We start from the raw sequence: 14,990 nt of genomic DNA, 5'->3' as shown, positions 1-14,990 counted from the left end.
GCACCTTGCGTGCCTCCGGCAGCGCGTACAACTGCGGCACCAGCTGTGCCAGCACCCCGTGCAGCGGTGGCCGCTGCGCCGCCGATAGCTTCCAGGCCTTCCTGCTGGACGGGGTGACCGGCAGCGGCAAGACCGAGGTCTACCTGCAGGCGATCATCCATTGCCTGGCGCAGGGCAGGCAGGCGCTGGTGCTGGTGCCCGAAATCGGCCTGACCCCGCAGACCCTGGCACGCTTCCGCGGCCGTCTCGGCATTGCCGTGCACGCGTTGCACTCGGGGCTGACCGACAACGAACGCGCGCGGGTCTGGGCTGCGGCCTCGCGCGGCGAAGCACGGGTGATCGTCGGTACGCGTTCGGCGGTGTTCATCCCGCTGCCGCAGCCCGGCCTGTTGATCGTCGACGAAGAGCACGACGGCAGCTACAAGCAGCAGGACGGCATCCGCTACCACGCACGCGATTTCGCCCTGGTGCGGGCCAAGGCGCAGGGCATTCCGGTGCTGCTGGGCAGCGCCACGCCCTCATTGGAAACCCTGCACAACGCTTACGCCGGCCGCTATGCGCACCTGCGCCTGAAGCAGCGCGCCGGTGATGCCCGACCGCCGCGCGTGCGTATCCTGGATGTGCGCAAGCGTCCGCTGCGCGATGGCCTTTCCGCCGACGTACTGGCCGGCATCGGCGAACACCTGCAGCGTGGCCAGCAGGTGCTGGTGTTCAAGAACCGGCGCGGCTATGCGCCGGTGCTGCTGTGCCATGACTGCGGCTGGACCGCACCCTGCAACCGCTGCGATGCACCGATGACCGTGCATGGCGGTGGCCGTCGCCTGCAATGCCATCACTGCGGTGCGCGGCAGCCGGCACCGTTGGCCTGCCCCGCCTGTGGCAGCCTGGCACTGCAGCCGCAGGGCATCGGCACCGAGCGGCTGGAAGAACACCTGGTCAGTGCCTTCGCCGATTTCCCGGTGGTGCGCATCGACCGCAGCACCACCGCACGGCGCGATGCGCTGGAGCAGCAGTTGGCCAAGCTGGGCAATGAACCCGGCATCCTGGTCGGCACGCAGATCCTGGCCAAGGGCCACGACCTGCCCAAGCTGACGCTGGTGGTGGTGGTGGGCATCGACGAAGGCCTGTTCTCGGCCGATTTCCGCGCCAGCGAAAAACTGGCGCAGCAGCTGATCCAGGTAGCCGGCCGCGCCGGGCGCGCGCGCGATCCGGGCGAAGTGTGGTTGCAGACCCATCATCCGGGTCATCCGCTGCTGGAGACGCTGGTGAACGGTGGCTACCACCCGTTCGCGCAGGCCGAATTGAACCAGCGCGAGGCGGCGGGTTTTCCACCGTTCGCGCACCTGGCGCTGATGCGCGCCGAATCGCAGCAGCTGGAGCACGCCAATGCCTTCCTGCTCGCCGCGCGAAGGCTGCTGGGCGAGCAGAACGTGGTGGAAGCCTATGGGCCGATGCCCGCACCAATGCCACGCCGTGCTGGCTACCAGCGCACGCAGTTGTTGTTGTCGGCGGCGCAGCGGCCACCGCTGCACGGGGTGCTGGCACAGCTGGTGCCGCAGTTGTACGCGCTGCCGGAGGCACGCAAGGTGCGCTGGTCGCTGGATGTGGATCCGACCGACCTGTACTGATCTGGCAGAGCGCTGCCGAGCATGGCTCGGCACTACTGCAGAGCCCTGGATGGCTTGGGGTCGGATCCCTTTTCGCAGAAAAGGGCTCTGACCCCGAACGTCGCCCCTTCGCTTACGTCATCGGTGACATCACGCCGCGCTGGTATGCCGGGCGTTCACGCAGGCGTGCATACCACTCGGCCAGGTGCGGCAGGTCCGGACGCTGGATCGGCAGCTCGAACCACGCGTAGATCAACGAACCCAGGGCAATGTCACCCATGGCGAATTTCTCGCCCGACAACCACGGTTGCGTGGCCAGGGTCGCGTTGGGCAGCGCCAGGAAATCACCGGCACGCACGATCGCCGCATTGATGCGCGCCTCATCGCGGTCGGCCGGCGCGGTACGCATGATCCCCCAGATCAGTTCGGAGTACAGCGGCGCCATCCGCGAGGTGCTCCAGTCCATCCACTTCTCGGCCTGCGCACGCTCCATCGCGTCTTCCGCGTACAGCGTGCCCAGCGAATAGCGCGCACTGAGGTAGCGCACGATGGTGTTCGACTCCCACAGCGGCAGGCCGTGGTCTTCGATCACCGGCACCAGCCCGTTCGGGTTCATCGCCACGTACTCCGGCGACTGCGTTCCACCGTGGCTGCCACCCACCTCGATGGACTCGTACGGCAGGCCGATTTCCTCGGCACACCACAGCACCTTGCGGACGTTGCTGGAATTGCGGCGACCCCAGATCTTCAACATGCGGATTTCCTTGCGTGCAGCGCTGCGCCAAGAGGGCGCGGAGCCGTTACGATACGCCGATCCACAAGGGGAAATGGCATGACCGCATGGGATGCAGTGAATTACGTTCTGCTGGCAGCAGGGCTGGTGGCGCTGGTGCTGGGGTACCGCCGATCCAACCGCAACATGCTGCTGTGTGCCGGGCTGTTGCTGCTGGCATTCAACGGAGTTGAGGATTTCGCCGATGGATTCGCTGCGGGCTACGCTGGGTCCGACGCACGCGCTCTGTAGTGCGTGCGGAAAGCAGCCGAGCGTGGCTCGGCTCTGCTTTGCACCGGCGTTTTCCGGCGTTACCGGTTCTTCTTTGGCAGCGCGCGCACGTAGGAGGATTTACCGTCCTTCTTCAGCTCGAACAAACCGATTGCGGCCAGCAGATCGCTGAGCTTCCCGTAACCGTAGTTACGCGGATCGAACGAGGCCTGGTTGCCGATCTGGCTGCCGACCGGGCCCAGGTGCGACCAGCCATCCTCGCCTTCTGCCGAGGACACCGCGCGGCGCAGCATCTTCACCAGACGCGTGTCGCTGCGCATTTCCGCGCCGCTCTTGCGCGGGCGTGCATCGTCGCTGCTCGCCTGTTCGCTGGGCGCCTGTTCGTTCGATGATGGTTCGTTCGATGCCTGCTCCACATCCTGCACGCTGGCGTGGGTCTGCCCCAACGCTTCGAGATAGGTGAACTTCGAGCACGCGTTGACGAAGGGCTCCGGGGTCTTCTTTTCGCCGAAGCCATAAACCTTCACGCCATCGGTCAGCAGGCGCATCACCATCGGGGTGAAGTCGGCATCGCTGGACACGATCGCGAAGCCATCGAGGTTGCGCGCGTACAGCAGATCCATCGCGTCGATCACCATCGCCATGTCCGACGCGTTCTTGCCCTTGCTGTAGGCGAACTGCTGGATCGGTCGGATCGCGTATTCGTGCAGCACCGCCTCCCACCCTTTCAGCCGCGGGCTCTTCCAGTTGCCATAGGCACGGCGCACGTTGGCCACGCCATAACGGGCGACCTCGGCCAGGACTTCGTCGATCTTCGAGGCCGGTGCATTGTCGGCGTCGATCAACAGGGCGATGCGCTTTTCCGGTTCGCTCATGGACTCCTCACGGGCAGTTGCCTGAACCCGAGTATCGCCGATCCGGATGCACGCTGACGTGACAAGGACCGGCCGTGCGAAGATGCCAGGCACTTCCCCCATGCCCCCCCTGGAGTGAGTCGATGAGTCGTGATCGCGTCCCCCACCTGGTCGTTGTCGGCGGCGGTTTCGCCGGCCTGTGGGCCACCCGTGCGCTGGCCCGCGAACGCATACGCATCACCCTGGTCGACCGTCGCAACCATCACCTGTTCCAGCCGCTGCTGTACCAGGTGGCCACCGCGGGACTGTCGGCTCCGGATATCGCCGCGCCGCTGCGCCACATCCTCGGCCACCAGCGCAACGTGGAGGTGCGGCTGGGCGAAGTGGTGGCCATCGACAAGGAAGCCCGCCAGGTGCGCATGGCCGATGGCAGCACGCTGGACTACGACAGCCTGCTGCTGGCCACCGGCGCCACCCACGCCTATTTCGGCCACGACGAATGGGCCGACGATGCGCCCGGCCTGAAGACACTGGACGATGCCATCGCTCTGCGCCGCAAACTGCTGCTGGCGTTCGAGCGCGCCGAGGCCGAGCCGGACCCGGCGAAGAAGGCCGCATGGCTGAGCTTTGCGGTGGTGGGTGGTGGTCCGACCGGCGTCGAGCTGGCTGGCACCCTGGCTGAAATCGCCCGGCATACGCTGCGCAATGAGTTCCGCCACATCGATCCAGCCAGCGCCAAGGTGCGACTGGTCGAGGCCGGTCCGCGCGTGTTGTCGACCTTCCCTGAAGTGCTTTCGCTGAAGGCACGCCGGCAGCTGGAAAAGCTGGGCGTGGAAGTGATGACCGGCACGCCGGTCAGCCACATCGATGGACAGGGCTTCAAACTGGGCGACCAGTTCGTGCCCGCACGCACCGTGGTCTGGGCCGCCGGCGTGGCTGCCTCGCCGCTGGCGCGCACGCTGGTCGTGCCGCTGGACCGTGCCGGACGCGTGCCGGTGCAGCCGGACCTGACCCTGCCCGGCCATCCCGAACTGTTCGTGGCCGGCGACCTGGCCGCGCTGAGCCAGGCCAACGGCAAGCCGGTACCGGGCGTGGCCCCGGCCGCCAAACAGATGGGCAAGTACGTGGCGGAAACGCTTCGCGCACGCCTGCACGACAAGCCCGCGCCGGGGCCGTTCAAGTACGCCGACTTCGGCAACCTGGCCACCATCGGCCGCATGGCCGCGATCGTGCACCTGGGCAAGCTGCAGCTGTCCGGTGTGCTGGCCTGGTGGTTCTGGCTGGCCGCGCACGTGTTCTTCCTGATCGGTTTCCGCAACCGCGTCGTGGTGCTGTTGAACTGGGCGGTGGCGTACTGGAGCTACCAGCGCAGCGCGCGCATCATCTTCGGTGATGACCAGGACGACCGGCGACCGAAGCGGTAGGTACTGCCGTGGGTGACCTCTCGACCGACACAGTAGATCCACGCCATGCGTGGATGAATTTCTGTGCAGGCTGCATGGAGCGTAGCCACGCGTGGCGTGGCTCTACTGCTTCATCGGGCCGCTGGGCACCCGCTCATGTCCGGCAGAAATCTTCGCGCTAGGTAGTGCCGCGGGCACGTCCTCGACCGGCACAGTAGATCCACGCCATGCGTAGATGAATTTCTGTGCAGGCCGCAGGGAGCGTAGCCACGCATGCCGTGGATTCACCGTTTCATCGGGCCGCCGGGCACACGCCGTTTCGACCATGCTCGGCAGAAATCCTCCTTCCTCGCGGTGTCGGCAATCTGTGCAGCGCTCCAGTGCCGGGTGATCCAGACCGTCAGTGCGCTGCTGCTCAGGTGCCAGCGCAGCATGTCGTGCTGCGGCTGCCGCATCAGGTGGCGGCGTGCAACCCAGAACGCTTCGCGCTCGATATCAGTCGCCTTCTTCAGCGCTCCAGGATCGAAGAATCGCGTCGTGAAGCTCCATGGATTCATCGGCTGGAATCCCATGCGCGGCTCACCGCTGCATGCGGCCACACCACTGGGAGCGCGATCAGCCGGCTTCGGCCAGCCTTCCACCAGCGCCAGCCCCAGCAGGTACAGCAGGCCGGGCAGCAGCGCGATACCGGCTGCCAGCAGGACGACCGAGAGCCACGCTCTACCGGCGGCGCGCATTGCTCATTTCGCCTTCGGCTTCGGATACCACAGCGCGTTGACGATGACCCAGCGCTGGTCGAAGCGGCCCATGTGGAAGTAGTCGACGAACCACGGCGTTTCCAGCCGCACCGACGCCGCATTGCCGGTCACGTCCAGCACCGTGCAACGGCGGTCCCATTGCTCCTTCGGGGTCTTCAACGCGCCCTGCCTGGTCAACGCAACCAGTTCTTCCTTCGACATCCGGCGCAGGCCGAGGCGTTCGTCGGGCGTATCACCGAGTACCGCGCGCTTGGCCAGGTCCGGGTGCAGGGAACGGGCGACGCGCTGCGGGTCGGCTTCCAGCTGTCCGTCGACGTAGTCGTGGCAGGTCGCTTCGATGGCGGCGATGGTGGTGGCATCGGCAGCGGGGCTTGCCGCTGCGGAAAGCGCGAACAACAGGGCAACGGTGGACATCCGGGTCTCCAGCGCTGAGGGCTGGGCGATCATGGCATGGCCGGATGCGCCCCATCCACGCATGGCGTGGATCTACCGGCGATGTTGTAGAGCCGAGCCCACGCTCGGCTCTACAGAACAGCCTCGGCCGGCGCCTGCAGCCAGGCCAGCTTGCGCTCGCGCGGCTGCTGCTTGAGCTCCCATTCGGCGCGTGAGGCCGCTGCCCTGTCCGGGTATTCACGTACCGCCAAGACCCGCAGCGGCGGGCGCGACCGCGTGTAGCGTGCCCCCTTGCCGGCCTGGTGGGCGGCGAAACGGGCCTGCACGTCGGTGCTGATGCCGGCGTAATAGCTGCCGTCGCGGCATTCGAGCAGGTACAGGAACCACGGGCGGGAAGGCGAAACCATGGTCGGATTATGCCGTGCTGCACTGCAGCGGATATACTGGCGCCCGAATGCAGGAGAGAGGCGCCGCGCTGGCGCCCGCCGAAGGCGCAGGCTCCCATGATCGCTCAGGCCGGTGGGCTGGAATCCCACCAACCATGCATTCGACTCGCCGAGCTGGAGAGAGGTCACCGGGCATGCCCGGGACGATCCGCCGAAGGGGCACGCGGCTCACGCCGCTGAACTCTCAGGCAAAAGGACAGCGGGAGCGGCACCGGTCATCGTCATCCCGTCATTGCGCAGGCAATGGCGGTGGTCGCGCATGGCCGGCCCCACCGCGTCCGGAGCCTGTCCATGCTGCTGTCCATCATCTACCTGATCGCCATTTCCGCTGAAGCCATGACCGGCGCCCTGTCTGCTGGCCGCCGCCGCATGGACCTGTTCGGCGTGGTCATGATCGCCTGCGTCACCGCCCTCGGTGGCGGCTCGTTGCGCGACATCCTGCTCGGCCACTATCCGCTGGGCTGGGTGAAGCATCCCGAGTACCTGGGCTTCACCGTGTGCGCGGCGCTGATCGCCACCTGGGTGGCGCGCTGGATGCATCACTTCCGCCGCACGTTCCTGGTGCTGGACGGGCTGGGCCTGATCGCCTTCACGCTGATCGGCTGCTCGATCGCGCGCGAGGCCGGCCATGCACTGCCGATCGTGCTGATCGCCGGCATGCTCACCGGCGCCTTTGGCGGCGTGTTGCGCGACATCCTCTGCAACGAGGTGCCGCTGATCTTCCAGAAAGAGCTGTACGCGATCATCTCGCTGCTGACCGGTGCGGTGTATCTGCTGTTGCTGCACTGGGGCGTGGCCGATGCCACGGCGATCCTGTGCTGCCTGGGGGGTGGCTTCGCGGTGCGCCTGCTGGCGATCCACTACCGCTGGGAAATGCCGAAGTTCGTGTACCACGACGAAGTGCATTGATCGTTTGACGGTGATGCCGGCCGTCAGCCGGCATTTCCGGCTGCGTTGCATGACCAAGGTCACGCGGCGACGGCCCGCGTAAACCGCTACCATTGGCGCCCCGTCGCACGCGCGACGGCATCCAGCCACGCCGCGTCCGCGGCCCCGCCAGACAATCCCCCTCCCCGCTGCCCGTGGCCCTTCGTGGCGCCGACGGGCCCGCATGACCCTGCGTGCACGCAGGGCGCAGGATGCCCCATGTCTGTCGCCGAAAACTCCCGCTTTCGCCGTACCCGCCCGCTGCTGGTCGTTGCCGGCCTCGCCCTTGTCGCTGGCCTGGCGTGGTGGCTGTGGCCGCAGGCCGAGGCGGACGGTGGCGAACAAGCTGGTGCCGGCAAGGCAGTGCCGGTACGCATCGCCCGTGCCAGTGCCGAACCACTGGTGCTGCGGATGAAGGCGGTTGGTACGGTCACCCCGCTGCACAGCGTGGTGGTGCGCAGCCGCGTGGATGGCGAGCTGATGCGCCTGCATTTCCAGGAGGGTCAGCAGGTCAAGGCCGGTGACCTGCTGGCGCAGATCGATCCCCGCCCCTACCAGGTGAAGCTTGCGCACGCACAGGGTACGCAGCAGCAGAACCTGGCCGAGCTGGAGAACGCCGAGCGCCAGTTGCAGCGCTACCGCGAACTGCAGCGCCAGAACTACGTGTCCGCGCAGGAACTGAGCGACCAGCAGAGCAAGGTGCGGCAACTGCAGGGGCGTCGCCTCAGCGACCAGGCGTCGGTGGACGAAGCGCGACTGCAGCTGCAGTACACCCGCATCGTCGCCCCGGTCAGCGGCCGCGTCGGCCTGCGCCGGCTGGACGTAGGCAACCTGGTGCACGCCAGCGACACCGAAGGCCTGGTCACGCTGGCGCAGACGGCGCCGATCAGCGTGCTGTTCACCGTGCCCGAACCAGAGCTTCCCGCCCTGCTCGATGCCGTACAGGCGCAGCCGGCGCTGGCGGTGGAGAGCTGGGACCGTGAAGAACGTCGACAGCTCGCCAGCGGCACCCTGTCCAGCGTCGACAACCGCATCGATACCGCCACCGGCACACTGAAGCTGCGCGCGCAGTTCGACAACGCCGATCAGGCGCTGTTCCCCAACCAGTTCGTCAATGTGCGCCTGCAGCTGGGTGAGCATCCCGCGCTGCTGGTTCCCGATGCCGCCGTGCAGTTCGGCAGCCAGGGCAACTACGTGCACATCATCGACAAGAACAACAAGGCACAACGACGCACGGTGGTGCTCGGCCCGGCCGATGACGGTCGCGTTGCGGTGCGTTCCGGCCTGGTAGCCGGTGACAAGGTGGTGATCGAAGGCATCGACGGACTGGAAGACGGCACCACGGTGGAGATCATCACCGAGGAGGCATCGACCAAGGCCGGCGCATGAACCTCTCGCGCGCCTTCATCCTGCGCCCGGTCGCCACCACGTTGCTGATGGTGGCGCTTCTGCTGTCCGGGGTACTGGCCTATCGCCTGCTGCCGGTGGCGGCGCTGCCGCAGGTCGACTACCCGATCATCCAGATCACCACGCTGTATCCCGGTGCCAGCCCGGAGCTGACCACGCGCACCATCACTGCGCCGCTGGAGCGCCAGCTCGGGCAGATTCCCGGACTGAAACAGCTGTCGTCCACCAGTTCCGGCGGCGCCTCGGTGATCACCCTGCAGTTCGGCCTGGAGGTGTCGCTGGGTGTGGCCGAACAGGACGTGCAGGCGGCGATCAACGCGGCCGGCAGCTTCCTGCCCGGTGATCTGCCGGTGCCGCCGGTGTACCGCAAGGTCAATCCGGCCGACACGCCGATCCTGACCTTGGCGGTGACCTCGCAGGGCCTGTCGCTGCCGCAGGTGCACGATCTGGTCGACACCCGCATCGCGCAGCGGCTGGCACAGCTGCCCGGTGTCGGTCTGGTCAGCCTGGCCGGTGGCCAGCGCCCCGCCGTGCGCATCCAGGTCAACCCGGGCGCGCTGGCCGCCAACAACCTGGGCATGGACCACATCCGCACCGCGATCGCCGCCGCCAACGTCAACCTGCCCAAGGGCAGCTTCGATGGCCCGATCCGCGCGGTGATGCTCGATGCCAACGACCAGATGCGCAGCATTGCCGAGTACCGCGCGCTGGTGCTGGCCTGGCGTGAGGGCGCACCGCTGCGGCTTGGCGACGTGGCCACCATCACCGATGGTGCCGAGAACCGCCAGCTGGCGGCATGGAGCGGCACCACCCCGGCGGTACTGGTGAACATCCAGCGCCAACCAGGCGCCAACGTCATCGCCGTGGTCGAACAGGTGCGTGCGTTGCTGCCGCAACTGCAGGCCACGCTGCCGGCCGGCGTGCAGATGACCGTGCTCAGCGACCGCACCGAATCGATCCGTGCGTCCGTGCGCGGCGTACAGAAGGAACTGGTGCTGGCCATCGCGCTGGTGGTTCTGGTGACCTGGGTGTTCCTGCGCAACCTGCCGGCCACGCTGATTCCCAGCGTGGCGGTGCCGCTGTCGCTGATCGGTACGTTCGCGGTGATGCTGCTGGCCGGCTATTCGCTCAACAACCTCACGCTGATGGCGCTGACCATTGCCACCGGCTTCGTGGTGGACGATGCGATCGTAATGCTGGAGAACATCGCCCGCCACCTGGAAGACGGTGAAAGCCCGCGCGAGGCGGCGCTGAAAGGTGCCAGCGAGATTGGCTTCACCCTGGTATCGCTGACGGTCTCGTTGATCGCCGTGCTGATCCCGTTGCTGTTCATGGCCGACCTGGTGGGCGCGCTGTTCCATGAGTTCGCGATGACGCTGGCGGTGGCCATCGGCATTTCGCTGCTGGTGTCGCTGACCTTGACGCCGATGTTGTGCGCGCGCTTCCTGAAGCCGCATGCCAAGCGGTCAGAACCCCAAGGGGATCTGACCCCGGCCGTGGGGTCGGATCCCCTTGGGGCTCGGACCCCATCCCCACCAAAGCGCGATGTCTTCGACCACATCATCGCCCTCTACGACCGCCAGCTGCGTTGGGTGCTGCAGCGTCAGCCGCTGATGCTGCTGGCGACGGTGGCCACGCTTGCGCTCACCGTGGCGCTGTACTTCGCCGTGCCCAAGGGCTTCTTCCCGGTGCAGGATGCCGGCCTGGTGCAGGGCATCAGCGAAGCCCCGCAGGCGATCTCGTTCCAGGCCATGCGCGAGCGCCAGCTTGCCCTGGCCACGGCCATCGAACAGGACCCGGCCGTGGCCAGCCTGTCCTCCTACATCGGCGTGGACGGCAACAATGCGGCCCTCAATACCGGCCGCCTGCTGATCGAACTGAAGCCACATGGCGAGCGCGAGAGTGCCGACGTGGTGATGGCACGCCTGCAGCAGCGCGTGGCGAGGATTCCCGGCATCACCCTGTACCTGCAACCGGTGCAGGAGCTGGGCATCGAAGACCGCATCAGCCGCAACCAGTACCAGTTCACCCTGACCACGCCGGACCTGCAGACGCTGGAAACCTGGACACCGAAGCTGCTGCACGCGCTGCGCCAGTCGCCCGCGCTGCGCGATGTGGCCAGCGACCTGCAGATGCAGGGCCGACAGGCCAAGGTGAGCATCGACCGCGATGCCGCCGCACGTCTGGGCGTGAGTGTGGAAGCGGTGGCCGACGCTCTGTACGACGCCTACGGGCAACGGCAGATCTCGACCATCTTCACCCAGGCCAGCCAGTACCGGGTGGTGCTGGAGGCCGATCCGGCGCGGCAACCGGGGCCGGAGGCGATCACCGGCCTGCGCGTGCGCAGCAGCAACGGCCAGACCGTGCCGCTGGGCGCGGTGGCGCGCGTCGAGCAGGGGCCGACGGCCCTGCTGCGCAACCATGTCGGCCAGTTCCCGGCGGCCACGCTGTCGTTCAACCTTGCGCCCGGCGTATCGCTGGGTGAAGCGGTGGATGCGGTGCATGCCGCGCAGGCGCAGGTGGCATTGCCGCAGAGCATCGAGCTGCGCCTGCAGGGTGCGGCGGCGGCCTTCAGCAGCTCGTTGTCGAGCACGCTGTGGCTGATCCTTGCCGCCGTGGTGGTGATGTACATCGTGCTTGGCGTGCTCTACGAGAGCTTCATCCACCCCATCACCATCCTCTCCACCCTGCCCTCGGCGACCGTGGGCGCTCTGGCCGCGTTGTGGGTGAGCGGACGCAGCCTGGACCTGATCGCGGTGATCGGCATCGTGCTGCTGATCGGCCTGGTGAAGAAGAACGCGATCATGATGATCGACTTCGCGCTGGACGCGCAGCGCACGCGTGGCATGAGTCCGCGTGAAGCCATCCACCAGGCGGCGCTGCTGCGCTTCCGGCCGATCCTGATGACCACCCTGGCTGCGCTGTTCGGCGCGGTACCGCTGATGCTGGCCAGTGGCTCGGGCGCCGAGCTGCGGCAGCCGCTGGGCTGGGTGATGGTGGGTGGCCTGATGGTCAGCCAGGTGTTGACCCTGTTCACCACGCCGGTGATCTACCTGGCCTTCGACCGCCTGCAGCGTCGCCGCGCGGCGGCACCCGCAACATCAGACGAGGCCGGCGCATGACCCCTGTGGCGCGCCTGGCACAGGCCTGCGTGCAGCGTCCGGTGGCGACCCTCCTGCTGGCGGTGGCGCTGGTACTGGCCGGCCTGCTGGCGCTGCGCCTGCTGCCGGTGGCACCACTGCCCCAGGTCGACTATCCCGCAATTGAAGTCAGTGCCAGCCTGCCCGGCGCCTCGCCCGAATCGATGGCGGCGACCGTGGCCACACCGCTGGAGCGTGCGCTGGGCAGCCTGCCCGGCATCTCGCGCATCGATTCAGCCAGCACCCAGGGGCAGACCGAGATCGAACTGAAGTTCGTGCTCGGCCGCGATATCGACGAGGCCGCGCGCGAAGTGCAGGCTGCGATCAACCTCGCTCGCGGCCAGCTGCCCAGCGGCATGCCCGGCATGCCGCAGTACCGCAAGGTCAACCCGTCGCAGGCGCCGATCCTGGCGCTGGCGCTGACTTCGGACACGCTCTCGCCGGGCCAGCTGTACGACCTCGGTTCGACCGTGCTGGCGCAGAAGCTGTCGCAGGTACCGGGCGTGGGCGAAGTGCAGGTGGGCGGCAGCGCGCTGCCGGCGGTTCGCGTATCGCTGGACCCGAATGCCCTCAATCACGCAGGGCTGGCGCTGGAGGACGTGGCACAGGCGATCAGCCGCGCCAACGCGGTGCGTCCCTTGGGTGCGGTCGCAGGCGCGCAGCAGCACTGGCAACTGGAGGCGCCGCTGCAGCTGCGCCAGGCCGCGCAGTACCGGGAACTGGCGTTGAAGGCCAGCGATGATCGCCTGCTGCGGCTGGGCGATGTCGCCGCCGTCGCCGATGGCGTGGAGGATCGCTATGCCAGTGGCTTCCACAACGAACGCCCGGCCGTGCTGCTGATCGTCAGCCGCCAGCCCGGCGCCAACATCATCGCCACCGTCGATGCGATCCAGGCGCAGCTGCCGCAGCTGCACGCCCTGCTGCCGAGCACGGTGGACATGCGGCTGGTGATGGACCGCTCACCTGTGATCCGCGCCACCCTGCACGAAGCAGAAGTGACCCTGCTGCTGGCGATCGCGCTGGTGGTACTGGTGGTGCTCGGCTTCCTTGGCCACTGGCGTGCGGCACTGGTACCCAGCGTGGCGATTCCGGTGGTGCTGTTCGGCACGCTGGCGTTGATCGCGCTGATGGGCTTCTCGCTCAATACCCTCTCGTTGATGGCCCTGATCGTGGCGGCGGTACTGGTGGTGGATGACGCCATCGTGGTGCTGGAAAACATCGCGCGCCATCGCGAACTGGGTGCTGACCGCTGGCAGGCGGCGGTGCGCGGTGCATCGGAAGTGGGCGCTACGTTGCTGTCGATGAACCTGGCGCTGGCCGTGGTGTTCGTCTCGATCCTGTTCCTGGACGATTTCGTCGAGCGCCTGTTCCGCGAATTCTCGCTGACCCTGGTGGCGGCGATGACGGTGTCGGTGCTGGTGGCACTCAGCCTGGTGCCGATGCTGTGCGCGCGCCTGTTCGTCGATGACGCACAACCGCCCTCGCGCTGGCAGCGCGGCAGCAATGCGCTGTTCGAGCGCGTGCGTGGCGCCTATCTGCGCACCCTGCAGGCCAGCCTGCGGCACCTGCGCTGGCCATTGCTGGCCTTCGTGGCGGTGATCGCACTCAATGCCTGGCTGTTCCAGCAGGTACCCAAGGGCATCGTTCCGCAGCAGGACACCGCACAGCTGCGCGGCTTCGCGCGTGGCGATGACGGCCTGTCCTTCCAGGCGATGCAGCCGAAGATCGATGCCTACCGCAAGCTGCTGCTGTCCGACCCGGCCATCGAGGACATCATCGGGTACATCGGCGGCAGCAACGGGGTCAACAACGCCTTCATCATGATCAAGATGAAGCCGCTGGCCGAGCGCGGCGTCTCCAGCCAGCAGGTGATCGACCGCCTGCGTGCACGCCTGCCCAAGTTGCCTGGGGGCAACCTCTATCTGTGGGTGGACCAGGACATCCGCCTGGAAGGCGCCGGCAGCAGCGGCAAGTACGAGTTCCAGTTGCTGTCGGCCGATACCGCGCCATTGCGCCAATGGGCACCGAAGGTCGCTGCTGCGCTGCGTGGCCTGCCGGAACTGGTGGACGTGGAAGCACAGGGCGAGGCCGGCATGCGCCAGGTGATGCTGGACATCGACCGCGAGGCCGCCGCGCGCCACGGCGTGGACCTGCGTACCGTGGCCAACATGCTCAACAACTCCTTCAGCCAGCGCCAGGTCGCCACGTTGTACGACAGCCTCAACCAGTACCGCGTGGTGATGGAGCTGGACCCGAAGCACACCCAGGACCCGGGCACGCTGGCACGGTTGCAGGTGATCGATGGCGGCGGCCAGCGCATTCCGCTGTCGAGCATCGCCAGCTGGCGCTATGGCATGGCGCCGGACCGCGTGTACCACAGTGAGCAGTTCGCCTCGATCTGGATCGAGTTCGCGCTGGCGCCGGGCGTGGGCCTGGAGCAGGCCACGCAGGCCATTGATGCGGCGATGGCCAAACTGATGCTGCCGCGCTCGGTGCAGGCCAAGCTGTCCGGCGAGGCCGGCGGCCTGGAGCAGCTGCGGTCGCGCCAGTTGTGGCTGGTGCTGGGTGCCACCCTGGCGGTGTACCTGGTGCTGGGCATCCTCTACGAGAGCTTCCTGCAGCCCTTGGTGATCCTGTCCACGCTGCCGTCGGCCGGTATCGGCGCGCTGCTTGCACTGTGGCTGTTCGGCAACGAACTGAACCTGATCGCGTTGCTGGGGCTGTTCCTGCTGGTGGGTGTGGTGATGAAGAACACCATCCTGCTGGTCGACTTCGCATTGGCCGGCGAACGCCGCGGGCTGAGTGCGCGCGATGCGGTGATGGACGCTGCACGATTGCGCCTGCGGCCGATCCTGATGACCTCGCTGGCGGCACTGCTGGGCACGTTGCCGCTGATGCTGGCCAACGGCGAAGGCTGGGAGCTGCGGCAGCCGCTGGGCATCGCCATTGTCGGCGGGTTGCTGGTCAGCCAGTGGCTGACGTTGTACACGACCCCGGCGATGTATCTGGCGTTGGCGAGGATGCGGGCGGGGCGTTGAGCGGGACCGCGTCA

12 protein-coding genes and 2 riboswitches are annotated in these 14,990 nt (G+C 67.3%); of the genes, 7 read left to right on the top strand and 5 right to left on the bottom strand.

The window, feature by feature from the left end:
• Positions 1-1,628, top strand: a 1,628-nt coding sequence (locus GIW57_RS20340) for a primosomal protein N' (RefSeq protein WP_236512538.1), incomplete at its 5' end; no start/stop codon positions are given.
• 112 nt (positions 1,629-1,740) lie between these two features.
• Here the strand turns inward: GIW57_RS20340 and GIW57_RS20335 are convergent.
• Positions 1,741-2,361, bottom strand: coding sequence for a glutathione S-transferase (locus GIW57_RS20335; RefSeq protein WP_100462250.1), 621 nt, complete (start codon positions 2,359-2,361; stop codon positions 1,741-1,743).
• Positions 2,362-2,439: 78 nt separating this feature from the next.
• Between GIW57_RS20335 and GIW57_RS20330 the strand changes: the two genes are divergently transcribed.
• Complete coding sequence (locus GIW57_RS20330) at positions 2,440-2,631, top strand: hypothetical protein (protein WP_100462249.1); 192 nt, start codon at positions 2,440-2,442, stop codon at positions 2,629-2,631.
• Positions 2,632-2,690: 59 nt separating this feature from the next.
• Here GIW57_RS20330 and GIW57_RS20325 read toward each other — a convergent pair whose 3' ends face one another.
• Positions 2,691-3,485, bottom strand: a complete 795-nt coding sequence (locus GIW57_RS20325) for an NYN domain-containing protein (RefSeq protein WP_100553750.1) — start codon at positions 3,483-3,485, stop codon at positions 2,691-2,693.
• Between the two features lie 122 nt (positions 3,486-3,607).
• On the opposite strand from GIW57_RS20325, the gene GIW57_RS20320 reads away from it, so the two are divergent.
• The gene (locus tag GIW57_RS20320) at positions 3,608-4,888 is read left to right on the top strand and encodes an NAD(P)/FAD-dependent oxidoreductase (protein WP_236512537.1); all 1,281 of its coding nucleotides are present in this window, start codon (positions 3,608-3,610) and stop codon (positions 4,886-4,888) included.
• A gap of 263 nt (positions 4,889-5,151) precedes the next feature.
• On the opposite strand, the gene GIW57_RS20315 is transcribed toward GIW57_RS20320, so the two are convergent.
• The 3 genes from GIW57_RS20315 to GIW57_RS20305 all read right to left on the bottom strand — a co-directional run bounded on the left by GIW57_RS20315 (position 5,152) and on the right by GIW57_RS20305 (position 6,425).
• The gene (locus tag GIW57_RS20315) at positions 5,152-5,604 is read right to left on the bottom strand and encodes a hypothetical protein (RefSeq protein ID WP_236512535.1); all 453 of its coding nucleotides are present in this window, start codon (positions 5,602-5,604) and stop codon (positions 5,152-5,154) included.
• Positions 5,605-5,607: 3 nt separating this feature from the next.
• Positions 5,608-6,039 carry a nuclear transport factor 2 family protein gene (locus GIW57_RS20310; RefSeq protein WP_236512533.1) on the bottom strand — a complete coding sequence of 144 codons (432 nt, stop codon included), beginning with the start codon at positions 6,037-6,039 and terminating at the stop codon, positions 5,608-5,610.
• Positions 6,040-6,149: 110 nt separating this feature from the next.
• A complete protein-coding gene (locus GIW57_RS20305) occupies positions 6,150-6,425 on the bottom strand; it encodes a GIY-YIG nuclease family protein (RefSeq protein WP_099820506.1) in 276 nt (91 codons plus the stop codon).
• A 40-nt stretch (positions 6,426-6,465) separates the two neighbouring features.
• Positions 6,466-6,555: riboswitch (glycine riboswitch) on the top strand.
• A gap of 13 nt (positions 6,556-6,568) precedes the next feature.
• Positions 6,569-6,672, top strand: a riboswitch (glycine riboswitch).
• An 83-nt stretch (positions 6,673-6,755) separates the two neighbouring features.
• Here GIW57_RS20305 and GIW57_RS20300 point away from each other — a divergent pair.
• The 4 genes from GIW57_RS20300 (at position 6,756) to GIW57_RS20285 (ending at position 14,976) form a co-directional block, all read left to right on the top strand.
• On the top strand, positions 6,756-7,373 hold the full coding sequence (locus GIW57_RS20300) for a trimeric intracellular cation channel family protein (RefSeq protein WP_032952083.1): 618 nt from the start codon (positions 6,756-6,758) through the stop codon (positions 7,371-7,373).
• A gap of 237 nt (positions 7,374-7,610) precedes the next feature.
• Positions 7,611-8,780 (top strand): MdtA/MuxA family multidrug efflux RND transporter periplasmic adaptor subunit, encoded by a 1,170-nt coding sequence (locus GIW57_RS20295; protein ID WP_236512532.1) that lies wholly within the window; start codon positions 7,611-7,613, stop codon positions 8,778-8,780.
• The gene (locus GIW57_RS20290; protein WP_236512530.1) at positions 8,777-11,920 is read left to right on the top strand and encodes a multidrug efflux RND transporter permease subunit; all 3,144 of its coding nucleotides are present in this window, start codon (positions 8,777-8,779) and stop codon (positions 11,918-11,920) included. The genes GIW57_RS20295 and GIW57_RS20290 overlap by 4 nt, the downstream gene beginning before the upstream one ends.
• Positions 11,917-14,976 carry an efflux RND transporter permease subunit gene (locus GIW57_RS20285; RefSeq protein WP_236512528.1) on the top strand — a complete coding sequence of 1,020 codons (3,060 nt, stop codon included), beginning with the start codon at positions 11,917-11,919 and terminating at the stop codon, positions 14,974-14,976. Before GIW57_RS20290 ends, GIW57_RS20285 begins: the two co-directional genes overlap by 4 nt.
• Positions 14,977-14,990: the final 14 nt, after the last annotated feature.

Origin of the sequence: Stenotrophomonas sp. PA-6-5C (assembly GCF_021605635.1) — a bacterium.
Classification (GTDB): Bacteria; Pseudomonadota; Gammaproteobacteria; order Xanthomonadales; family Xanthomonadaceae; genus Stenotrophomonas; species Stenotrophomonas lactitubi.
The sequence above is the reverse complement of the archived record's forward strand: the minus strand, read 5'-3'. Positions and strand labels throughout refer to the sequence as shown.